This window comes from Ruminococcus sp. NK3A76 (assembly GCF_000686125.1).
GTDB lineage: Bacteria > Bacillota > Clostridia > Oscillospirales > Ruminococcaceae > NK3A76.
The window spans coordinates 169,319-190,940 of sequence record NZ_JMMA01000002.1; the positions used below are offsets into that span (position 1 = coordinate 169,319).

19 protein-coding genes, 1 pseudogene and 1 riboswitch are annotated in these 21,622 nt (G+C 46.4%); of the genes and pseudogenes, 13 read left to right on the top strand and 7 right to left on the bottom strand.

Annotation, left to right across the window (positions count from 1 at the left end):
* Positions 1 to 170: 170 nt before the first annotated feature.
* Complete coding sequence (locus tag CD05_RS0100945) at positions 171 to 788, bottom strand: acyltransferase family protein (RefSeq protein ID WP_028508908.1); 618 nt, start codon at positions 786 to 788, stop codon at positions 171 to 173.
* A gap of 102 nt (positions 789 to 890) precedes the next feature.
* On the opposite strand from CD05_RS0100945, the gene CD05_RS0100950 reads away from it, so the two are divergent.
* From CD05_RS0100950 to CD05_RS0100980, 6 genes are all read left to right on the top strand, one after another.
* Positions 891 to 1,109, top strand: coding sequence for a hypothetical protein (locus tag CD05_RS0100950; RefSeq protein WP_028508909.1), 219 nt, complete (start codon positions 891 to 893; stop codon positions 1,107 to 1,109).
* Between the two features lie 38 nt (positions 1,110 to 1,147).
* Complete coding sequence (locus tag CD05_RS0100955) at positions 1,148 to 1,963, top strand: MBL fold metallo-hydrolase (protein ID WP_028508910.1); 816 nt, start codon at positions 1,148 to 1,150, stop codon at positions 1,961 to 1,963.
* A 194-nt stretch (positions 1,964 to 2,157) separates the two neighbouring features.
* Positions 2,158 to 2,241: riboswitch (cyclic di-GMP riboswitch) on the top strand.
* A 287-nt stretch (positions 2,242 to 2,528) separates the two neighbouring features.
* A complete protein-coding gene (locus CD05_RS0100965) occupies positions 2,529 to 3,299 on the top strand; it encodes a hypothetical protein (RefSeq protein ID WP_028508911.1) in 771 nt (256 codons plus the stop codon).
* 83 nt (positions 3,300 to 3,382) lie between these two features.
* Positions 3,383 to 3,676 (top strand): hypothetical protein, encoded by a 294-nt coding sequence (locus CD05_RS0100970; protein ID WP_028508912.1) that lies wholly within the window; start codon positions 3,383 to 3,385, stop codon positions 3,674 to 3,676.
* Between the two features lie 138 nt (positions 3,677 to 3,814).
* Entirely contained in the window at positions 3,815 to 5,005 is a 1,191-nt protein-coding gene (locus tag CD05_RS19320; RefSeq protein WP_051588744.1) for an anti-sigma factor antagonist, read from the top strand.
* Positions 5,006 to 5,025: 20 nt separating this feature from the next.
* Positions 5,026 to 7,764, top strand: a complete 2,739-nt coding sequence (locus CD05_RS0100980) for a glycoside hydrolase family 3 protein (protein ID WP_028508913.1) — start codon at positions 5,026 to 5,028, stop codon at positions 7,762 to 7,764.
* 56 nt (positions 7,765 to 7,820) lie between these two features.
* Here CD05_RS0100980 and CD05_RS0100985 read toward each other — a convergent pair whose 3' ends face one another.
* Positions 7,821 to 8,117, bottom strand: a complete 297-nt coding sequence (locus tag CD05_RS0100985; protein WP_028508914.1) for a hypothetical protein — start codon at positions 8,115 to 8,117, stop codon at positions 7,821 to 7,823.
* Between the two features lie 235 nt (positions 8,118 to 8,352).
* Between CD05_RS0100985 and CD05_RS0100990 the strand changes: the two genes are divergently transcribed.
* From CD05_RS0100990 to CD05_RS0101005, 4 genes are all read left to right on the top strand, one after another.
* Positions 8,353 to 11,079 carry an ABC transporter ATP-binding protein/permease gene (locus CD05_RS0100990; RefSeq protein WP_028508915.1) on the top strand — a complete coding sequence of 909 codons (2,727 nt, stop codon included), beginning with the start codon at positions 8,353 to 8,355 and terminating at the stop codon, positions 11,077 to 11,079.
* Between the two features lie 222 nt (positions 11,080 to 11,301).
* Complete coding sequence (locus CD05_RS0100995; protein WP_028508916.1) at positions 11,302 to 12,390, top strand: radical SAM protein; 1,089 nt, start codon at positions 11,302 to 11,304, stop codon at positions 12,388 to 12,390.
* 21 nt (positions 12,391 to 12,411) lie between these two features.
* Positions 12,412 to 12,561 carry a hypothetical protein gene (locus CD05_RS20480; protein ID WP_156947247.1) on the top strand — a complete coding sequence of 50 codons (150 nt, stop codon included), beginning with the start codon at positions 12,412 to 12,414 and terminating at the stop codon, positions 12,559 to 12,561.
* Positions 12,562 to 13,285: 724 nt separating this feature from the next.
* Positions 13,286 to 14,218, top strand: coding sequence for a hypothetical protein (locus CD05_RS0101005; protein WP_028508918.1), 933 nt, complete (start codon positions 13,286 to 13,288; stop codon positions 14,216 to 14,218).
* A gap of 115 nt (positions 14,219 to 14,333) precedes the next feature.
* Here CD05_RS0101005 and CD05_RS20810 read toward each other — a convergent pair whose 3' ends face one another.
* Positions 14,334 to 14,576, bottom strand: coding sequence for a hypothetical protein (locus CD05_RS20810; RefSeq protein ID WP_198021557.1), 243 nt, complete (start codon positions 14,574 to 14,576; stop codon positions 14,334 to 14,336).
* A gap of 163 nt (positions 14,577 to 14,739) precedes the next feature.
* On the opposite strand from CD05_RS20810, the pseudogene CD05_RS19325 reads away from it, so the two are divergent.
* Positions 14,740 to 15,390: pseudogene (locus CD05_RS19325) on the top strand (site-specific integrase); the annotation flags it as partial.
* A gap of 188 nt (positions 15,391 to 15,578) precedes the next feature.
* Here CD05_RS19325 and CD05_RS0101015 read toward each other — a convergent pair.
* Together CD05_RS0101015 and mobC are read right to left on the bottom strand one after the other, a co-directional pair.
* Positions 15,579 to 16,601, bottom strand: a complete 1,023-nt coding sequence (locus CD05_RS0101015) for a site-specific integrase (RefSeq protein WP_198021558.1) — start codon at positions 16,599 to 16,601, stop codon at positions 15,579 to 15,581.
* A 425-nt stretch (positions 16,602 to 17,026) separates the two neighbouring features.
* A complete protein-coding gene (mobC, locus tag CD05_RS16925; protein WP_242841213.1) occupies positions 17,027 to 17,374 on the bottom strand; it encodes a plasmid mobilization relaxosome protein MobC in 348 nt (115 codons plus the stop codon).
* Positions 17,375 to 18,414: 1,040 nt separating this feature from the next.
* On the opposite strand from mobC, the gene CD05_RS0101025 reads away from it, so the two are divergent.
* Entirely contained in the window at positions 18,415 to 19,803 is a 1,389-nt protein-coding gene (locus tag CD05_RS0101025; protein ID WP_028508921.1) for a Mur ligase family protein, read from the top strand.
* Positions 19,778 to 20,488 carry a hypothetical protein gene (locus tag CD05_RS0101030; protein WP_028508922.1) on the top strand — a complete coding sequence of 237 codons (711 nt, stop codon included), beginning with the start codon at positions 19,778 to 19,780 and terminating at the stop codon, positions 20,486 to 20,488. The genes CD05_RS0101025 and CD05_RS0101030 overlap by 26 nt, the downstream gene beginning before the upstream one ends.
* Before the next feature lie 19 nt (positions 20,489 to 20,507).
* Here the strand turns inward: CD05_RS0101030 and CD05_RS21015 are convergent, their stop codons facing one another.
* On the bottom strand, positions 20,508 to 21,044 hold the full coding sequence (locus CD05_RS21015; protein ID WP_028508923.1) for a hypothetical protein: 537 nt from the start codon (positions 21,042 to 21,044) through the stop codon (positions 20,508 to 20,510).
* A gap of 46 nt (positions 21,045 to 21,090) precedes the next feature.
* Positions 21,091 to 21,429, bottom strand: coding sequence for a hypothetical protein (locus tag CD05_RS21020; protein ID WP_028508924.1), 339 nt, complete (start codon positions 21,427 to 21,429; stop codon positions 21,091 to 21,093).
* Positions 21,430 to 21,622: the final 193 nt, after the last annotated feature.

The following is a 21,622-nucleotide window of genomic DNA, read 5'->3' on the forward strand; positions in this document are numbered from 1 at the left end:
GCAACACCGCCGGGCCACCGGCGGATACCTTTGCACGCCATCCACTTGCAAATTTTCCGTCATATTACCCAAATTTACCTTGAAATATGTTAGTATTCCTGCGGTAAATTTAGCCAATCTGACGAAAAATTTGACTGCGTGTCTGACGTACAATGGCCCAGCGGTGTTGCCTAAAGGTATTCAAGTATGCTCTTGCCGCCGATAGACAGCAGCTCGTGGAATACTATGATTGGCAACCCGGCAAGCAGTATCATCACGGTCGGGTGTCTGCTGCTTTTTAAGACGGCTGTGTTTATCCTTTTTTGCAGCCCTGATGTGGCAATGAAAAGGCAGGATATCACAAACAGATATGCCAGAAACCATAGATGCCCGACAGAAAACCCACCGTCAGCACCTGTCATGTCCGTGAGCTTTGTGAAGAACACTTTGTAATGCAAGACAAACGAGCCGCTATATCCGCAGTTGAAGCGGTCGGCAAGGTATGTCATTACCGGCATTATCATCAATGTTCCGATAGTAAGAGGTATAAGCAGCTTTGTGACACGCTCTTTTATGTATTCGGCGGCCGTCCTCCTGCATAATGAATACTTAGTGCTCACCCCAGCCAGCAAAAACAGCAGCGGCATAAGAAAAGGGCTTTGAAAAACGACTATGCTGATAACGGCACGGCTGCCATGCAGGGTGATGTAGTTGGGCTCGCCCCATGTGTTGAATGCCATAGCTGCGTGGTATATTATAAGAACGCTTATAGCGCTCCACCTGATATTGTCAATGTAGTGCTTTCGCATTTTCGGGTTCACCCCCCATGGTCTTATTATATCAGACAGGCTATTAAAAGTCAATTGACTGATTGCAGGCCTTGTGGTATAATAAGATAGCGAGGTGCAGCTATGAACAAACACAAAACAGTAATGTATAACGGAATGGAATGTACGCTGTATGACAGCTATCTTGGCATAGACAGCGGACCTGTCGTAAGGATAAACAGTCCACAGGATACCGACAAGGCCTATGCACTCGGCTTTGAGTGTGTAGGGTTCCCTGACGAGTTGGTAAAGCCTGTCACAGCGGAGGAATACGAGCAGCTTGTTATGACCGGGAGCTGTTGAATACCTGTAAAGGCAAGCCGAAAAAGGAGGTGCATCGTATGCGCTCAAAAACGATAACAGAGCTTAAATATTCAAACACCAACACATATCTTATCACCGGCAAGAAAGGCAGCCTGCTTTTTGACACAGGCTGGGCAGGGACTTTCCCTTTGCTTTGCCGGGCGCTTGGCGAGAAAAAGCTGAGGCTGCAGGATATTGACTGCCTGCTGATATCGCACTTTCACCCCGACCATATGGGCATAGCGCAGCAGATAGCAGACAGCGGCGTGACTATAGCAGTCGCAGATGTGCAGCAAGGCTTTTTGCACAGCAGCGACCATGTATTTGAAAAGGAGAACAACACACAGTTTATCCCGATAGACGACAGCAAAGTGAGGGTGATAACAATTGATACCAGCCGCAGCTTTCTTAGCGGGCTCGGCATCGACGGCGAGCTGATACACACCCCCGGCCACAGCGACGACAGCATATCGCTATGGCTCAAAAGTGAGTGTGCGCTGTTTGTGGGTGATCTAAACCCTCTCTACGAGCTTGAGGTGCACAAGGGCACGCAGATAGAGCAAAGCTGGAACACGCTGCTTGCACTTGAGCCGAAGACAGTTTACTACGGCCATGCAAAGCCTGCACAGCCTGACAGTCGGGCGGCTCAGAAGCCCGGACTTTCCGGCAAGGATACATACGCACTTGTCAAAAGGATAACCAAGATGGTAGACAAGGGATATACTGCCGAGGATATAGAGCAAAAGACCGGGGCGGATAGGGTGTTCATTCAGGACGTTGCGAGAATGTATCTGACACATCAGAACGTAAGCGTTCAGGGCATTCTTGACAGGATAGAGATAAAGGGAAGATAAAACATCACCTGGCAGGAGATACCTGTCGGGTGTTGCCTTTATTATTCAGGACGGAGCAGGGATATGTCAAATGGTGGGAGAAACAATGTCATCATACACAATATATAGTCCCCTTATTTATCTAATGTGCCAATAATTAGTGATAAATGCCGCTTTCTATTGACAAGCGGACTCCTTAGTGGTATAATTTATGTATAGTAAATGGGCAAACCTGCCGAAAGGCAGCGACGCAAAGCCAAGGGTCTAACCTCGTATGAGTATGACAGCCGGTTGCCGGGGGCGTGAGCTTCTGTTATATGGCAATTATTGTTGGCAATGCGTTTATTTGTGACGTGTTGTCTTTTTTGTTTTTAGCTTCGTCAGAAAAGACAGCATGATATGCTTGAGGGTTTCCTCCTTTATCCCGATAAAGCGATTTTTCATATTACTACCCCTATAGAATAAGGGCTTGGCACCGGGATGTGTCAAGCCCCTATTTTCTTTTTGTGGTATTGCAGGTGCTTGAAGCGGCCGCAAAAATGTGGTATAATAGCAGCATAGTATAACAGATGCAGGAGTGAGCGATATGACAGAGCTTGAAATAATGAAGCGTGCAAAAATGTATCTTGACAGCCTTGCAATGGGTGTTGATCCTCTGACCGGGCAGCCTGTCAGGGAAGGAGACATCGTGAGAAACCAGCGTATATCAAAATGCCTGACGTATGTCTCGGGCGTGCTCGAAAGTGTTATCGAGGAAGGCGCTGAAAGAGAGAGGACAGTGCGCCTTCGCAGTGCCGATAAGGAGTATTTCTCGCTGACTGAGGAGCAGATAGACTCGCTGCAGCCGACAGTACAGCCGCTATCAGTCTCAAAGCTGGCAGCATATATAAACGAGCTTATCGACAGCGGAAGAATGCGCAAGCTCACAAGAACGGCCGTCGTCGCATGGCTTGTTGATGCAGGCTTTCTGAGCGAGGAGACAACTGACGCAGGACGGAAAATAACAAAGCCCACAGATGCAGGCCGTGAGATAGGCATATACGAATCAGAGCTTGAAGACGAGACGGGCAGGGTGATAAGGTATGTCACCTACAACAAAAGCGCACAGCAGTTTGTCTTTGATAATATCACCGCCATAGCCGAGGTCTGCCGACAGGAGGCTGACCTTAAGGAAGAACTTAAGCGCAGCAAGTATGAAAACCGGGGCAAGCCCTGGACGCAGGACGAGACTGAGAGCCTTCGTGTGATGTATGAATGCGGCATGAGCCTTAATGACATCTCGGCAGAGCTTCGCCGTACAAGGGCAGGCATCAGGGAGCGGCTCATCTTTATGGGGCTTATGAGCCGTGGGCAGTAAGGCGATGCGAAGGTGACATATGATAACAAACTCCTCCGGGTAAAATGTGAACGCCCGGGGCATGGCTGCGGAAAGTAGCTTGAATGGATCTCCAGAAGTTTGTCGATGCTATGTATTCGCCTACCTGTATAGTGTCTGTGGAAAAAACACCTGACGGCGGCTATGGCAGTATCTGTATCGCTGCTGTGAATAACAAATACGGCGAGATGATAGAAAAGCGTGTTAAGGACGAGCTCGGGGCAACAGATTGGGAGTTTGTGCCGGGGCTGCCCGCTCTCGCAGGACGATGCCGCAAGCCTTGTCGCAGGCGAGCAATAGCTTTTTTCCCCCCCTTGCTGCAATTGCCGGTGAGGGGGAGTTTTTATTCTTGCCAATAGGTCAAAATGATGAAAAACCCGGCGTTATTTTATTGTTAAGTACAATTGACAAAATGCCCTGTTTCTGCTATAATTAAAGTGATAAAGGCTGCCCTTATCATTTTTGATTCGCAGCCGGTATGAAATGGAGGTATCGCTATGGGAATGACAATAACACACACACTTGATAACGGGATACTGACTGTCAGCTTAGGCGGCAGGATAGATACTACAAACGCAGCAGAGGCCGAGGAGAAGGCGCTTGCGGCCGTGTCGCAGAGCGGTGCTTCAAAGCTGATACTTGATATGTCAGAGCTTGAATATATATCAAGCGCAGGCTTAAGAGTGCTCATGAAGCTGAGAAAGCTCTCAGACGAGCCGCCGCAGATGATAAACGTATCTTCTCAGATATATGACATACTCGAAACGACCGGCTTTACCGAGCTGTTTGAGGTGTCAAAGAAAAAGCGTGAGATAAGCGTTGACGGCTGCGAGATAATAGGCAAGGGCTTCTACGGCACTGTTTACAGGATAGATGATGAAACGGTGGTCAAGGTCTATGAATCGGCCGACAGCCTTGCTATGATACAGAATGAAAAGCGCCTTGCCAAAACAGCGCTTATAGCAGGCGTGCCTACTGCGATATCCTATGATATCGTCAAGGTCGGCAACAGCTACGGCTCGGTGTTCGAGCTGCTTAATGCGAGGACGCTCAACGACGTGCTGAGAGAAGACACCTCCAGAGTGGTGGAGATAACAAAGCAGTATGCGCAGTTTTTAAAGCTCGTCAACAGCCAAACTGTGCCTGAGGGCAGGCTCAACAGCTCGAAGCAGCAGTTTCTGGGCTACCTTGAAAGGATAAAGGACTGCCTGAGTTCGGATATGTACGAGCGCCTGAAAATGCTTCTTGACAGCGTGCCGGAGCAGCACAACGTCATTCACGGCGACGCTCAGATGAAAAACATTATGGTCGTAGACAATGATCCTATGCTCATTGATATGGACACCCTTTCTGAAGGGCACCCGATATTTGACCTGCAATCGGTTTATGTAACATACTTTGCGTTCGGTGAGGATTACCACCAAAACAGCATGGAATTCTTGGGTATGCCCCATGAGGTGGTAGAGCAGGTGTGGCAGAACTTCATAGGCTTCTACTTTGACACAGAGGACGATGCCCGCATAACAGAGCTGCGTGACAAGATAACGATAGCCGGCTGCGTGAGATTTCTGTTTTTGATAAACATAAACCCCGACTACCAGAGGGAGCTCTACGATATACGCACCAGGCATACGCTTGAGCGCCTTGAAAAGCTGATATACAAATACGACACACTGCTTTTTGACTGACCTTCTGAAAGGAGAACTAAATGTCTGAAATAATTCTTGACTGGAATAAATATCTTGATAAGGCCGCAGAGGTCTGCGCCGAGGGCGCAGTGCTGCTAAGAAACGAGGGCGGCGTGTTGCCGATCTCACGCAATGACAGGATAGCAGTCTTTGGGCGGATACAGTTAAATTACTATAAGAGCGGCACAGGCTCGGGCGGCATGGTGAATGTTTCCAAGGTCACAGGCGTTGTTGATGGGCTCAAAGAGCTCGGCGCAAAGATAGATGATGAGCTGCTTGAAACATACAAGGCCTGGGTCGGTGACAACCCCTTTGAGCTCGGCGAGGTGTGGGGCGGTGAGCCCTGGTCGCAAAAGGAGATGCCGCTTTCGGACGAGCTTGTGAGCGCAGCCGCAGACCGCTCGGATATAGCTGTAGTCATCATCGGCAGAACAGCCGGCGAGGAGCAGGACAACACGGCAGACGAGGGCTCTTTCCTGCTATCAAAGGGCGAGCGTGATATGCTTAAAACCGTCAGAAAGCACTTTGCCAAGGTGGCAGTGCTCCTTAATGTCGGCAATACTATAGATATGAGCTTTGTTGACGACTTCTCGCCCGATGCTGTGATGTATATCTGGCAGGGCGGTATGACAGGCGGCCTGGGCGCTGCAAAGGTGCTTCTCGGTGACGTTTCTCCGAGCGGCAGGCTCCCTGACACCGTCGCATACAGCATCACAGACCACCCGTCTGATAAATTCTTCTACGGCAAGGAGAAAAACTGCTACGGCGAGGATATTTTTGTAGGCTACAGGTATTTCGAGACATTTGCTAAAGACAAGGTGCGCTACCCGTTCGGCGCAGGGCTGTCGTATACTGATTTTGAGGTCAGTGCTAAAGGCAGCGCCGATGCCGCAAACGGCACAGTTTTGATAACTGCCGGTGTTAAGAACACAGGCATCGCAGGCGGCAAGAACTCGGTGCTCGTTTACTGCTCTGCCCCTCAGGGGAGCTTAGGCAAGCCTGCAAGAGTGCTATGCGGCTTTGACAAGACAAAGACCCTTGCCCCGGGCGAGAGCGATACATTAAAGATAGAGATACCCTTCTCGGCCTTCGCTTCGTATGACGACAGCGGCGTATCAGGCCATGCATATGCGTGGGTGCTCGAAAAGGGCTGCTACCGCTTCTATGCAGGCGGCGATGTGAGAAGTGCACAAGAGGTCTTCTCGTTTGAACTTGATGAAGATGTGGTGACAGAGCAGCTCAGCCAGACGCTTGCCCCGGTCGAGAGCTTTGAGCGAATGGTCGGCGGCGGTGATGAGCCACGCTTTGAGCCTGTGCCGCTTTCCAAAAACAGCGAGGAGGAAAAAAGGCTCTCGCATCTTCCCAAGGCGCTCGCACAGACAGACGGTGAAATAAAGCTTACAGATGTAGTAAGCGGCAAGAATACTCTGTCGGAGTTTATTTCGCAGCTTACTGATGATGACCTCTGCTGCCTTGTGCGTGGCGAGGGAATGTGCTCGCCTAAGGTCACACCCGGCACTGCTGCGGCATTCGGCGGCGTGTCAGAAAGGCTATCAAAGCTCGGTGTTCCCTGCGGCTGCTGCTCTGACGGCCCGTCGGGAATGAGGCTCGACTGCGGCACAAAGGCTTTCAGCCTGCCAAACGGCACGCTTATCGCTTCTACCTTTGACAAGGCGCTTGTAGAGGAGCTTTTCGCACTCACAGGGCTTGAAATGTCCGCCAACAAGGTAGACTGCCTGCTCGGCCCCGGCATGAATATACACCGCCACCCACTGAACGGCAGAAATTTTGAGTATTTCTCGGAAGACCCTTTCCTGACCGGCAGCATAGCCGCCGCAGAGCTTAAGGGTCTGCACAGCGCCGGCGTGGAGGGAACTATCAAGCACTTTAGCGCCAACAATCAGGAAACAAACCGCCACAACATCGACAGCGTCGTTTCCGAAAGAGCGCTGCGTGAGATATATCTGCGTGGCTTCGAGATAGCCGTCAGGCAGGGGAATGCACGCTCGATAATGACTACCTACGGCAAATTAAACGGCCTGTGGACTGCCGGCAGCTATGAGCAGAACACAGAGCTGCTGCGTGACCAGTGGGGCTTTGACGGCTTTGTCATGACCGACTGGTGGGCAAATATCAACAGGCGTGGCGGCGATGCCGACAAGTCAGACCTTGCGGCTATGGTCTCGTCGCAGAATGACGTATATATGGTCGTTGCCGACAGCGTGTCAAACCCCGACAACTTAAAAGCCGCCCTTGCTGACGGCTCCCTTACAAGGGGCGAGCTGCAGCGCTCGGCTGAGAATATTCTATCATTCCTTATGGGCACGCACGCCATGGAGCGTATCATCGGCACAGGCGACACGGTGAAGGTGATAAACAAGCCCGACGACGACACCGACGAAAACGCCGGCAGCGAGGTGTTCGAGCTTGATGGCAAGACTGTGATAGACCTTACCAATGTAAAGACCGGCCGCAACAGCCAGTATTCATTCACGCTTGATGTCAGGAAGCTCGGCTTCCACACTTTTAAGCTGACAGCCAGCTCAAAGGCCAGCAAGACAGCCCAGATGAACGTGACAATTTACAGCCTCGGCACACCGTTTGGCACATTCACCTACAACGGCACCGACGGCGAGCCTGTGTCGTTCACGACAGGCAACGTGCCGCTGTTTTCACGCTACTCGATAATCAGGCTGCATTTCAGCCTTGGCGGCCTTGACCTTATAAGCCTTGAAGTCGAGAATGTCCAGCCCTTCTGATAATACAAACAGTATGCCCCGGCAAAGCTGATGTGTGCTTTGCCGGGGCGTTGGTTTTATTCGTCATCATATAGCCCGTTATTGAGAACACTATTGTAGGCTTCGTTTGCACGCAGGCTCTCTTTTCTGTCACGCCACCTGTCGATGTCGCTTTTAATGGCTATCATCTCGTCTGCTATAAGCTCGACCCTGTCAGGCTTTTCGCAGTTAAGATACGATATCATGCGCTCGATCCCCTTCGGGCTGCCTATGTGCCTTGCGATAACATCGCCGAGCTCGGCCGGGTATCCGAGCCTTACAAGTGTGTCTGTCAGCCTGTTTCGTGTGTCAGCCCAGTATGCTTTGCTGTCCATGTGATATACCTCTGTCTTAAGTTGATGATCTCATTATACATCATCAGACCTCCAAGGTCAAGGCAGGGGAGAAAAAACGTGACCCATTTATACAATATATTGACAGATAAGGCCGCAAGAATAATATTTTTGTCATAAATACTATTGTTTCTGTTTACAAATTATGTTATAATAATGATATAGTATATTCTATAAAACATTTTTGATTTTTGGTAAAGGAAGGACTGTCACATCAATGCTTCAGGTGAAGAATATCAAAAAGCAGTACCGGACAGGTGAGCTCGTTCAGCAGGCGCTCGACGATGTAAGCCTTAACCTGCGTGACTGCGAGTTTGTATCTATCCTCGGCCCTTCGGGAAGCGGTAAGACCACCCTTCTAAACGTCATAGGCGGCCTTGACAGATACGACGACGGTGACCTCGTCATCAACGGCATATCCACAAAGCTCTATAAGGATAAGGACTGGGATGCTTACCGTAACCACACTATCGGTTTTGTTTTCCAGAGCTATAACCTTATCCCTCACCAGACAGTGCTCGCAAATGTTGAGCTCGCACTCACTATCGGCGGCATCTCGGGCAGCGAGAGGAGAGAGCGTGCTAAAAAGGCTCTCGAAGAAGTAGGCCTCGGCCAGCAGCTGCATAAAAAGCCCAACCAGATGTCGGGCGGCCAGATGCAGAGAGTCGCTATAGCCCGTGCGCTTGTCAATGACCCGGATATACTCCTTGCCGATGAGCCCACCGGTGCGCTCGACTCGGAAACATCTATCCAGGTAATGGAGCTTCTCAAAAAGGTCGCAGAAAAGCGCCTTGTTGTTATGGTAACACATAACCCCGAGCTCGCTGAGCAGTATTCGACCCGCATAGTAAGACTTAAGGACGGTAAGATCATAGACGACTCTGACCCGTTCGTTCCCGAAAATGAGCAGCCTGCTGAGAACAAGAGGATAGGCAAGGCTAAAATGGGCTTTGCGACCTCGCTCGCACTCAGCTTCAATAACCTGCGCACCAAAAAGGGCAGAACGCTGCTCACGGCTTTCGCAGGCTCTATCGGTATCATAGGTATAGCGCTCATTCTTTCGCTGTCTACCGGTGTAAATAAATACATCGACAAGATACAGCGTGATACGATGAGCTCGTATCCTATCACCATTACCGCACAGGCCATGAAGATAGATTCACTGTTTGACCTGGGCGACACAGGCAGCGACAAGGATAAAACAGAAAACAAAGACGGCGCAGTTTACGCAAGCTATGAAGAGCTTGAAGCCGAGAACGAGACGAATTCTCTGCTTATGGAGAACGACCTTACCGCCTTCAAGAAATACCTCGATGACCCCGACAGCGAGATACACAAGTACCTCGGCGAAAACGGCATAGTTTATAACTATGATGTCAGCTTTGAGGTGTTCACACATGATATGAACGGCAAGCTCCTCAATACAAACGCAAGCCCCGAAAAGAAAAAGGGTGCTCTGACAGGCGGCGAGAGCCCTGCTGACCTTATGGCATCGCTCACAGGCTCAAAGAGCTCGGGCGCTGATAACTTCTCAGAGCTTATGAAGGGTGCCGGCAAGGACCCTGTAAGTGCTGTTATTACCGACGGCTATGACGTGGTATACGGTGACTGGTGTAAGGAATACAACGAGGTTGTGCTCGTGCTTGATAACAACAACTCGGTTTCCATCAAGTCGCTCTATCAGCTCGGCGTTATCTCCGCTGATGAGTATAACGAGGCAGCAGAGCTTATCAAGAACGGCAAGGACGGCCCCGAAAAGCAGTTTGACTATAAGGATATCTGCGGAAAGAGCTTCTACCTTGTTCCTGCCTGCGACAGATACGAGAAGAAGGACAACGGCACATTTGAAATGATAAACGAGCTTGACGAGAGCAAGCTGTTAAAGAACGCTATCGAGCTCAAGATAACGGGTGTTGTAAAGAAGAATGACAAGGCTACCGAGACTATTGATACGGCAATGGCTTATACATCACTTCTTACAGAGAATATCATCAACCACTCGAATGAGAGCGATATAATCAAGGCTCAGGAGGCAAGCAAGGACACAAACGTGCTCACAGGCAGGCCCTTTGATGCGGCAGATGATGCAGCTAAGACAGCAACTGCCAAGGACTACATAAACAGCCTTGATATAAACGACCTTACAAGCCTTATCACAATGGCTTCTTATATGGGCTATGTAGATGCAGACGCTGTGTCAGGCAGCGCAGATGCTGACCCGAAGGCTATGGCACAGCAGCCCGATATGTCAAAGATGCTTGAAACGATGATAAGCGGCGACAAGGGCAACGATTTCCTGCTCTATGTTTACGACCAGTATCTTGCAGGCGCTACATATGATGACAATATGAAGGAATTCGGCAAGGTGAGCTTCGATGCTCCTTCCTCTATCAGCATCTACACTGACAGCTTTGAAAACAAGAACAAGGTCAGCGAGTGCATCGAGGACTACAACAAGAACGTTGACGACGACAAGAAGATAACCTACACCGACTATGTAAAGCTCATCACATCGGGTATCACAACTATCGTAGACTCTATCTCATATGTACTTATCGCATTCGTTGCGGTATCTCTGATAGTTTCCTGCATCATGATAGGCATTATCACTCACATCTCCGTTCTTGAAAGAACAAAGGAGATAGGTATACTCCGTGCGCTCGGCGCTTCAAAGAGAAATGTTTCTCAGGTGTTCAATGCAGAGACATTCATCATCGGCTTCTGCGCAGGTGCTCTTGGTATCATCGTCACCGAGCTGTTTATCATACCTATCAATATGGTCATATCAAAGCTTGCTGATACTACTGATGTCAAGGCACAGCTCCCCATTATCTCGGCTGTAGTGCTCATACTCATAAGCATGGGTATCACAGTTCTCGGCGGTCTTATCCCTGCTAAGAAGGCAGCAAAGAAAGACCCTGTAATAGCACTCAGAACAGAGTAATGCACTTGACGCATAAGCGTAAATGACCGACTAACAAATACGAACAGCCGCCCTTGCGTTAAGTAGGGGCGGTTATTTTATCAAAATTTTAAGATAGGTCTTGACAAATTAAATTATGTGTGATAAAATATAGTTGTAACAGATATAAATTATGGGCAGGAGCATATATCCGCTCTCAGAGAATAGATAAGACAAGGACTTTTAGTATACAGAGGTGATAATATGCAGGGGGCTTTTGATCTTCAGAATTATCTTACCGCAGGCGTGGAGCGCATAGTTTCCGAGGCGGTCAGGGCAACTCTTAAAAACCCGATGGAAAGTGCATTTATGCTGAGATTCTCGGCGGCGAGCGTGGCTGCTTCAAAGAAGCGCCGCAAGGCTGAGGACAGGGGAGAGCACATACCCCCGTTTCTGATAGCGAGCATCACGAGCAGCTGCAACCTGCACTGTGCAGGCTGTTATTCACGCTGCAACCATGCGACAGTTGACAGCGAGCCTGTAAAGCAGCTGACCGACGACGAGTGGCAGAATGTCTTTGACGAAGCCGAGCAGCTTGGCATCAGCTTTATACTGCTCGCAGGCGGTGAGCCGATGCTGCGGCGAGGGGTGATAGAGGCGGCAGGCAGGCGGCAGAATATCCTTTTCCCGATATTTACAAACGGCACATATCTTGACGAGAAGTATCTGGAGCTTTTTGGCAAACGCCGCAACCTTGTACCCATAATGAGCATCGAGGGCGACCGTGAGCACACTGATGAAAGGCGTGGCAAGGGGATATACGACAAGCTCATCTCCAACATGGACGAGATAAAAAAGCGTGGGCTGATATTCGGCGCATCGGTGACTGTCACCACAAAGAATTACAGGCAGGTCACATCGCAGGAGTTTTTGGACAGCTTGTCTGAGAGGGGCTGCAAGGCGGTCATTTTCGTCGAGTATGTCCCCGTGACCGAGCAAAGCAAAGAGCTTGCACCGACCGACACCGAGCGTGAGTTTATGCAGAGCGAGATAAAGCGGCTGAGGGAGACTCACCCCGAAATGGTGTACATATCATTCCCCGGAGACGAGAAAAGCTCGGGCGGCTGCGTGGCGGCAGGCAGAGGATTTTTCCACATCAACTCCCACGGCGGCGCAGAGCCGTGCCCCTTCTCGCCGTTCTCGGATATAAATGTAAAGACATCTTCACTAAGAGAAGCGATGAATTCGCCGCTGTTTAAAAAGCTGAGGGATGAGGGCTTCCTGCTCGAAGACCACGACGGCGGCTGCATATTGTACGAAAAACGAGAGCTGGTCGAGCAGCTCATAAACTGATGATTTAAGGAGGTCAAGACAATGAAAGGTATCATTATTTCTTTAGCCGTATGCGCAGCTTTATTATGCTGCTGCTTTACTCACCGCCGTGTGATAAAGGCGCTTTTAAACCACGAGCCCATGCCTCCTGCCCCCAAGTGGCACTTCTGGTGCAAAAACAGGAGGGGATGAGATTACAAGCCCGGGCATGAGGGGCGTTAAAGGATAAAAGAGTAAAGAGCCGGTAGCGATACCGGCTTTTTTTATGGTGGTATTCTTTATCATAATGAACAAGCAAAGAACAAGCGCTATCTGCTGGGGATATATGTGGTGACGCTCGCTTAAACATAGATGAAACATTTATATTATCGTTATCCTTGATCTGCTTTTTGAATTTTTTGCACCCATATCTCTGCTTGTAGGGTATTACTTATGGATGTACTTGAAATTTCTGAGAAAAAATAACATAAAATGTATTTTTGGGAGGAATAGGCTATGGCGATAAATCAGGAACTGTTAAGGCAACACCGCACGACCACCGGCTAATGCCTTTGTATGCCATCTACTTGCAAATTTTCCGTCATATCACACAAATGCTCCTTGTCTTGCGTCAGCAAAACTGCGTTGCATTTGGGCGATCTGACAAAAAATTTGACAGCGTATCTGACACACAATGGTCGTGCGGTATTGCCTTAAACAAACTGAATACCCTTGCGGCAGAGGGGAAGTATAAAGAGCTTGCGCAGTTTATGATAGACACGACTGCCGAATCTACTATGAAGGCAGAGGCACATATAAACGGTGCAACTGATGACCTGGATACGATCAACTCATTTATGTTTACATTAGGTGAGGTACCGCCTGAGCAGGAGATAGATCCTGCAAAAAAGGCTGTTGCTACGGGCTTACCGAAGCATTGGCAAATATACGTGACAATGCACTTGTTGAGACGGGCAAGAAATACAAGGAATGGAAGCAGCGTATAGACAACGGCGAGGTAGAAGAAGCAAACCTTATAGGTGAAGAAAAAGTAAATGATGCGCTTGCTAAGGATATAGCTCTGTTTGGTACTCAGAATGGCAAGGATCTTTACTATGCCTATAATATAAACAGAATGCTCAGCTCTGTTCTCGGCGGTTCGAGCAAGAAGTGGCAGGAGGAGATAACCAAGCCCGAATTCAACAAGTATCGCAATAATGTGAGCAACACTGTCAATACGCCTGTTATCAAGGAGGTGCTTGATGCCCATACTGAGGTGAGCGAAGAGGACAAAAAGCTGTTTTTTGATATTTACGGCATAAACCCTCAGGCAAGCAGCGGCAGCTATGGCATTGCAGTCAAGCCCAACTTCAATATGACTGACGGGAAGATAGAATATAAGGGCTTACCCGCTTACATCACGGATATAAACAACGCAAAGACCCCCGAAGAGCTTGATGAGCTTAAGCAAAAGCACCTTGATATAATTGACACCGAAAAGGAATTTGAAAAGACATCAAAAGAACTCGCAACTGATATACATACCGATCTGACTGATATTGTTGATTCGGGCAATAACAGTATCAAGAATAATGATGAATACAAGAACTTCAAAAAATCGCTTAGAAATCTCAGCAAAATAGGCAACGGCATTAACCTCAATGTGGGCGGCAAGATATTCAAAACTAATGATTATAAGCCGCTTACGAACTACAATGCCGTTTCTGAGGCGCTTGAGCTTGGCGAAAAGTATTCGGCTACAAGAAAGTCATCAACAACATTTCCAAAGCTGAATTGGAGCTGCTTAAAGCCTATCCGCAAGCCAGAGAGTTATTTGAGAAATATCAGAACGCTCAAATCGAGCTTATAACCATTGATAACAGGAGAGAGTTTGTTAATGGGTTTAGGATAGGGGCAAAGATGATAATAGAAATTTTTAAGAATATTGAATAGTATTATAATGGCTGTGCTTACGGGTACAGCCATTATTTACATAAGTAAGAAAACAAGCTTACATATCCATCTTGAGTTTTTCTACGAAATCCTTTCCAATCATATCTATTTTTGCAGGTATCATCGATTGCTTTTAAAAACAGTTCTACTTCTTCTAATAAAGGTTCTATAATATCTATCTGATTTGATAATACGGCTGCGACTTGTGTATATGATGACGTAATGTAATCTGGATTAGTTTTATTATTCTGATAATTATTTATTCTTTCTTCCAAAATTGCACATCGAAGCAAGTTTACACCATTTTATATGGATGCAAATTTTATAAATGTATCTTTTTTAAATGAAAGAAGTCTATTTTCAATTGCTTAGTTTTGAGCAGAGAGCCTGAAAATACTTTTTGTGATATTCAATGGTGTAATACTCATTTATAAAAATAGGATCTACACCTTAGAGCAGGTCGAAAGATTTCTTTCTCTGCTGAACGATGAGCCCTTGAAATACCGCACTTTCTTTAACTTGATGATATACAGCGGTTTCCGAAGGGGAGAGATGTTAGGGCTTGAGTGGAAGGACGTGGATTTTGAAAGCGGAGTGATAAGTGTTCGCCGCACCTCAAACTACATGGCAAAGCAGGGTACATACACCGACACTACCAAAACACAGCGCTCACAGCGCTCTCTTAAATTTCCTAAGGAAATAATGGATATGCTGAGAGAGTATAAGGCAGAGCAGGACGAGCAGGCTCTCAAATGCGGTGACAAGTGGGTGGAAACGGACAGGCTCTATACAAAGTGGAATGGCGAACCTATGCAGAACGGCACACCTTACTTCTGGCTCGGTGAGTTTTGCGAAAAGCACGATCTGCCATTCTACGGTCTGCATAGCTTCCGACACTTGTTCGCATCGCTTCTCGTCAATCAGGGAGTGGATATCGTGACCGTTTCGGGAGCGTTAGGACATTCGACGGTTTCTACAACAAGTAATATCTACTGTCATATGTTGGAAGAATCCAGAGCAAAAGTCTCCGATGCCGTCAGCTCGGCACTCGATTTCTCAGGCAAGAAAAAAGAGCCGAAGGGTGCTTGACCAACGGCTCACTACTCCGTATTTTCAAAATAAAGACCAGACAAATACCACCCGTTCCCATCATCCCACGAAAGCACGCTATTTCCGAGCATTCATTACTTGCAAAAGAACCGATTGGTCAACAAATGGTCAACTTTTAAGATACTCAAAATAATCAAAAGCTGCAACATAGTGGGCTTTTTGTTATCTTATCCTGTCTTGTGCTTTGGCATATCCGGGAGCACTTTGGTAACGGCTTCACAGCAATGTACATCATTGTTTTTGAGCGTGTGGGCGTATATTGAGAGTGTAACATCGGGCCGGGCATAACCTGCACGTTTGGATACATCCGGTACACTTATTCCTGCCTGAAGTTGCAGGCTGATAGCCGTATGCCTGAATTGGTGAGGATGTATTCTTTTTATTTTATTCTTTTCAAGAAATCTCCTCAGCCATTCCCTGACAGTATTGGGGCTCAAATAATCCCCCTGCTTATTTGGAGATACAAATACCGCCCTTGTAAAAACATTCCACTTACTTCCATGCTCCATAGCTTGCTTTATCCAGAGCATTCTATAGGCTGTCAGCATTTTCATAATGCTGTTATCCATATACAGCCAGCGCTCTCCTGCTGTAGTTTTACATCCGTCTTCAACGTGTCTTCCACTTTTATCAAGCACAAAATGCTTACAGATGTGTATTCGGTTATTTTCAAAATCAACATTATCCCACGATAATGCGCATAGCTCTCCGATACGGCAGCCCGATGCAAGTAATAAGCTGAAAAACACCTGATAGACATAATTCTTTTCATCAGCATATAATGCTTTGAAAAAAGCCGAAAGCTGTTCTTCAGAAAGCGCTTCAACTTCGGGTCGTATCTTTTTGGGTGGAGTAGCAGCACTTGCATAGTTGCGAGGGATAAGCCCTTCCTTAAATGCCATACCCAAAACCGTATGCACAAACGTATGCAGTTCACGAACATATTTTTTTGAGATTCCTGCATTTATCATATCCGTGTATGCTTTGTTCAAGACTATCGGTGTGAGATCCTTAAGCTTGATATGTCCGATAAACGGAGCTAAACGCTTTCGATGATAGCTATAATTTAATGCTGTTGATGCCGCTAATCCTGCTTGCTCTTTTATTCTTATCACATATTCAGCGTATGGATCAAAGCTTATTCTTGAATCAGTTGCAGTCTGTTCCTCTATCCCCTTTTCAAAGATCACCGCCTGCTTTTCGGCATTCTTTTTGTTCCATGCCGCTGACTTAGTATCGTCATACTTTAATGACAATGTTCGGAACACCTGCTTGCCCGTCTGAGCATCACGATGATCGAAAACACGAATACGGTATGAGGTTATCTTGCCTTTTTTGTTTTTGCGTTCTTGTATGTTCATTCTGCCACCACCTTTCGAGTGGTGGTTTTATTCTGCTGTCTTATCATTTTAACTCCTTTCCGACAGCGGAATATATCGTATCCTCAGTATAACACATTCCGCTGTTTTGTTCAATATAAAAGTTGCGTTAAATCTTTGAATATTTATCGGTGGTGTTTCTTTTTTGGGGGCTGCTTTTTCTGTTCCTGCTCCCTATTTATAACAAAGATACCCTGTCCTGATCCTATTTTTTTATCTTTTGATGATTTCTTACCCTATACATCATTCCACTCGCAATTGCAAATGAATTTAGTGAGGATACTGCTAAGCTCGTCTTGCGCCGCTTTTATCTTTCGCATATCCTCGGCATAAATGCTGCACGTTTCGTTTGCTTTCTTCGCCACCTGATTGATATTTCTTGATATGACCCTCATACCATTCAGCAAAGGTGCAAGCTCTTTTAGGTCAACAACTTTTATCTTCCCATTCAGCGACATCGCCCTTATGAAGGTCGCAGTTTTCAAGTGACAAGTCTTAGCCTTCTCCTCAATTTGTGCCCATTCCTCCGCCGAATACACTATCTCCTTGCGGCGGAGCGTTTTGTTTTTTCTTGCTATTTTCATCAATCCTTTCTTTTTGATTATCGTTCTAATGGCTCACTTTTCCGAGCCTGCGTTTAGGGCTGCAAAGCCTCTAAACACCGCAGAGGTTAACCACGTTAACACCTGCGGGAAAGTGCCGGTATTTTGCCGGGACTTTCTGTACTTGCGTAATGAAGAAAAAATGTATTTGAACGATCAAGAAAAATCCGACCGTTCATATCACCCGTTTAGGGTAGCGTTTTTTTCGGTCAGTCTGCTACTCCAAGATACTTTAGCAGGCTCGCTTTGCTCACCAAAATCTTACCCCTCCCTCTGCTTAAATGCACTCGGTCTGCAAAGTGACTTTGCTAAACATCCTTCCAATAGACACTACATAATGCGGCATATTTTTAAGTGATATTTCGCTATCAAAAAACAAATTCTCTGTATTCAACAAAACAGCCATATGGAAAATGTGTGACTTGCACAGTTGTACTTGATATTTAGGGACTGGTGGTTTCATCAAGAAATATTTTTCATCGAAAATAATAGTCTCTCACTTATACCTAGGATACAGGGCAAAAAGTTAAGGCAAGACTGCCATCGTTCACAAAATATTTAGATTTACAACAGAATGACAACCCAATATAAGACATCGACCGTTCAGAACATAAACCTTGTTCTGAACACGATAAAAGCAGCCAAGGGAAAGAAAAAGGGCACTGAGGAGTTTCAGCTCTACAGTGACCAAGGATTTCAATACACTTCACAACCGTATTTTATCCTAATTCAATCATAAAACATTACGCTGTCAAAAACAAATTATACTTTATGATCCGGCAGCCGGGTTTTGAGCCCGACTGTTTTGTTTTATGATGCGGAGGAGATAGTTGCGGTAAACGAGCAATAAAATGTCTGCCTCAACAGATGCATAGTGACCATTCATAAAACAAAGTATTTATTGTCAACTACTTTGATTTAATTATACATCCGTTCATGTATTAGTGTTGAAATATACATAATATTGTAGTATAGTTAAAAATGGACTTAAAACAATTATTATATGGAGAAAATCTTAACTAATGAAACCCATACGTTTTTACTTTTCGATAATATGCGGAAAGATGAGTATTGCAGTTCTCACGCTTCTAAAAAAACGTGCGACCAATTTTCCGGGGTCAGTTGTGCTTGCGATCTGCCCTCAGTTTCTTAAATATATAGACAAGCCCGAAAAGATAATTGCTATAACAGGCACTAACGGCAAAACTACCGTAAGCAATATGCTTCACGATATACTTGCCGATAACGGCTATGATTGTACGAATAACAGCTTCGGCGGAAATGTCGATACCGGTATCAGTGCGGCTCTTCTGAAGGACAGCACACTTTCCGGCAAAGCAAAAAAGAAATACTGCATTTTGGAAATAGATGAGCGCAGCGCTGCAAAGATCTACCCATATATTGAGCCTGATCTACTTGTGGTCACAAACCTGACCCGTGACTCCTATAGGAGAAATGCACACGTTGAGTACATTTTTGATATTCTTGAGGGCAGTATCCCTGACAGGACGCATCTTATTCTCAACGCAGACGATCTTATAAGTTCATCACTCAAAAAGGATAACAAGCGGACATATTTCGCAATGCAGCCCCTGGAGGGCGAGCAGCCGTCGTTCAACATAGTGCGTGATATAACTGTTTGTCCCCTGTGCGGCTCACCGCTCGAATATGATTACCTCCACTATAACCATATAGGCAAAGCCCATTGTTCAAAGTGCAGCTTCTGTTCGCCAAAGGCTGATGTTGAGGTGATATCGGCAGTTCGGACAGGCAACGGGCACAGCAGCATAACGCTGATGAATAAGGGAGTCCGTGAAAACTATGATGTCCCCTGTGAAAGAATTATAAGTCTTTATAACGCTTTGGCTGCTATCACAGCACTGCGAACATTCGGACTGAGTGAGGATAAGCTGAGAGCTTCATTCAAAAAGATAGAGGTAGTCAGGTCAAGATATGAGATAGATGAGATCAACGGGCGCACTCTCAGGTGCATAATGGCAAAAGGATACAACCCCATAGCCTGCTCCCGCTCGATCAGCGTGGTAAAGGATAGCCCCGACACATCGGTTGTGCTTTTGTGGGACGGCTTTTTTGACAAAAAGGAATCCTCCGAAAATACGGCGTGGTACTATGAGGTCGATTTTGATGTGCTTGCCGGGGATAATATCAAGCAGATAATAATTGCAGGCAAACGTGCCAATGACCTGCATTTGAGCCTGCTTATAGCAGGTGTACCGGAGGACAAGATAAAAACCACCGAGCTTGAAACTGATGCAGCACAGCTGCTGGAGCTTAGCAATACCAAAAACATCTACATTCTGTTTAATATGTATATGGATAGCTATAAGGACACTGTAAAAGCAAAAGTAAAGGAAATGATGAACAATGCAGATCGAAGTGCTATATCCTGAACAGTGCAACCTTTTCGGTGATCTTGGCAACATCAGGTATCTGAAAAAATGCCTTCCCGATGCACAGTTCATCAGCACCTCGCTGAATGATGTACCTGCCTTTGTTTCAGGCAGCCCCGATATGATATATATGGGTGCCTGTTCCGAAAGAAGCCAGGAAAAAATAATAAAATGCCTCAAGCCCTATGGTGACAGGCTGAAGGCATTGATCGACAGCGGCACAGTGGTGCTGTTCACAGGCAACGCACCGGAAGTGCTATATAAATACATAGAAAAAGATAACAAAGAACATCTCGAGTGTCTGGGATTGTTCGACTTTTACGCTGAGCAGAGGCTGTTTGAGAGGTACAACACACTTGTGCTGGGCAGGTTCGGTGAGCATGAGCTTGTGGGCTTCAAAACACAGTTCACTCAGGTCTTTGGTGACAACAGCAGCAATTACTTCGCCAAGGTAGAACGTGGCTCGGGGATAAACAAGGACTCCATGCTGGAGGGCATACACGTCGGCAACTGCTTTTTGACGAGCCTTGTAGGTCCTCTGCTTGTAATGAACCCATACTTCACCGAATACATCATGGGGCTTCTGGGTGTCAGCGATCCCGAATGTGCTTTCAGGGAGCAGTCGCTCAAAGCATATAATGACAGGATAGCCGATTTCAGAAGCTGCAAGCTTGTATCGGAATAAAGGCTCTTTGTTATCTGCCTTATCTCAGCAAGCGTTTCATCATCTGTTTCAGCGGCCTATAGTTAATCGCTGCAACGATCACTGTTATCAGCAGTTGTGATACTATGTAATATCTCGGATGATATATCGTCAGGGCGCACATACCCAGAAGAAGCAGGGTGTTTGTGATGTTCTTTGAAGCATGGAATCTGAAGGGAACGAATCGCCTTGCATCTATTATCCTTGCCCAGAAGCAAAGCAGATAGCTGATAAATGTAGCCACTACTGCTCCGATAAATAAAAAAGATTCATAAGCCGAGTATACTTTTTCATAAAAGATATTTCTGTCATTGGCTTCATTTTCACTTATTGCGGACATATTCCACGCCTTCATAAAAATTGTTGACAGCATTGAGATCATACCGGGTACTTTAGACGCAGCAGCATATATGCCTGCAGCGGCTTCACCGATAAACACCTTGCTGCTTTTCATGTTTCCTATAAATATCTGATTTGAAAAGCCTGTAAATGTCCACATAACGATGGTGGGCACCATTGGCATGGAGAATTTGAGCATTGAGACCGCCAACTTGCGGGACCAGGCTTTGACCGAAAAATATCTTTTAAGATTTGCTGCAATAAACAGAAATAAAGACGAACACAGATCGGAAAGAATAGTAGAGAGCATAAATCCGGTCACGCCCATATCGTAATGGCTTATGAACAACAGATTTGTTGTAATGTTTGTCAAGGCCGAAACGGATCACCGACTCGGTTATCGCAAAGGTAAAGACCGGGATCAGAAACAGGGCAAGGGTCTCGAGCATTGATTTTTTAAACATATCGTTGGGGCTGATATGCTTTGTGTACAGATTGTTGAGCAGAAGTGAGATGATCTTTGACCCGAAGCTGCCTAAGGTAAATACGACGGTATTTATAGCAAGAAGCCTGTATTTATTCATGTTGTTTGTTGATTTCTCCTTGAATCATCAATTATATAAATAAGTAAAAGGATATTGCTTTTTGTGAATTACAAAGAACACTTCACTTATTATAGCACATTTCAACATGATTTGCAATATATGTGTGAATAATTAAGCTTTATGATGGTTGACGTTTTTGTCGAATTATGATATAATATAATTGGTATTATGC

Bases quoted from the DNA above. Each gene is read 5' to 3' on its own strand.
- CD05_RS0100945 (WP_028508908.1), bottom strand. From the start codon at position 788: ATGCGAAAGCACTACATTGACAATATCAGGTGGAGCGCTATAAGCGTT.
- CD05_RS0100950 (WP_028508909.1), top strand. From the start codon at position 891: ATGAACAAACACAAAACAGTAATGTATAACGGAATGGAATGTACGCTG.
- CD05_RS0100955 (WP_028508910.1), top strand. From the start codon at position 1,148: ATGCGCTCAAAAACGATAACAGAGCTTAAATATTCAAACACCAACACA.
- CD05_RS0100965 (WP_028508911.1), top strand. From the start codon at position 2,529: ATGACAGAGCTTGAAATAATGAAGCGTGCAAAAATGTATCTTGACAGC.
- CD05_RS0100970 (WP_028508912.1), top strand. From the start codon at position 3,383: ATGGATCTCCAGAAGTTTGTCGATGCTATGTATTCGCCTACCTGTATA.
- CD05_RS19320 (WP_051588744.1), top strand. From the start codon at position 3,815: ATGGGAATGACAATAACACACACACTTGATAACGGGATACTGACTGTC.
- CD05_RS0100980 (WP_028508913.1), top strand. From the start codon at position 5,026: ATGTCTGAAATAATTCTTGACTGGAATAAATATCTTGATAAGGCCGCA.
- CD05_RS0100985 (WP_028508914.1), bottom strand. From the start codon at position 8,117: ATGGACAGCAAAGCATACTGGGCTGACACACGAAACAGGCTGACAGAC.
- CD05_RS0100990 (WP_028508915.1), top strand. From the start codon at position 8,353: ATGCTTCAGGTGAAGAATATCAAAAAGCAGTACCGGACAGGTGAGCTC.
- CD05_RS0100995 (WP_028508916.1), top strand. From the start codon at position 11,302: ATGCAGGGGGCTTTTGATCTTCAGAATTATCTTACCGCAGGCGTGGAG.
- CD05_RS20480 (WP_156947247.1), top strand. From the start codon at position 12,412: ATGAAAGGTATCATTATTTCTTTAGCCGTATGCGCAGCTTTATTATGC.
- mobC (WP_242841213.1), bottom strand. From the start codon at position 17,374: ATGAAAATAGCAAGAAAAAACAAAACGCTCCGCCGCAAGGAGATAGTG.
- CD05_RS0101025 (WP_028508921.1), top strand. From the start codon at position 18,415: ATGAAACCCATACGTTTTTACTTTTCGATAATATGCGGAAAGATGAGT.
- CD05_RS0101030 (WP_028508922.1), top strand. From the start codon at position 19,778: ATGCAGATCGAAGTGCTATATCCTGAACAGTGCAACCTTTTCGGTGAT.
- CD05_RS21015 (WP_028508923.1), bottom strand. From the start codon at position 21,044: ATGCTCAAATTCTCCATGCCAATGGTGCCCACCATCGTTATGTGGACA.
- CD05_RS21020 (WP_028508924.1), bottom strand. From the start codon at position 21,429: ATGAATAAATACAGGCTTCTTGCTATAAATACCGTCGTATTTACCTTA.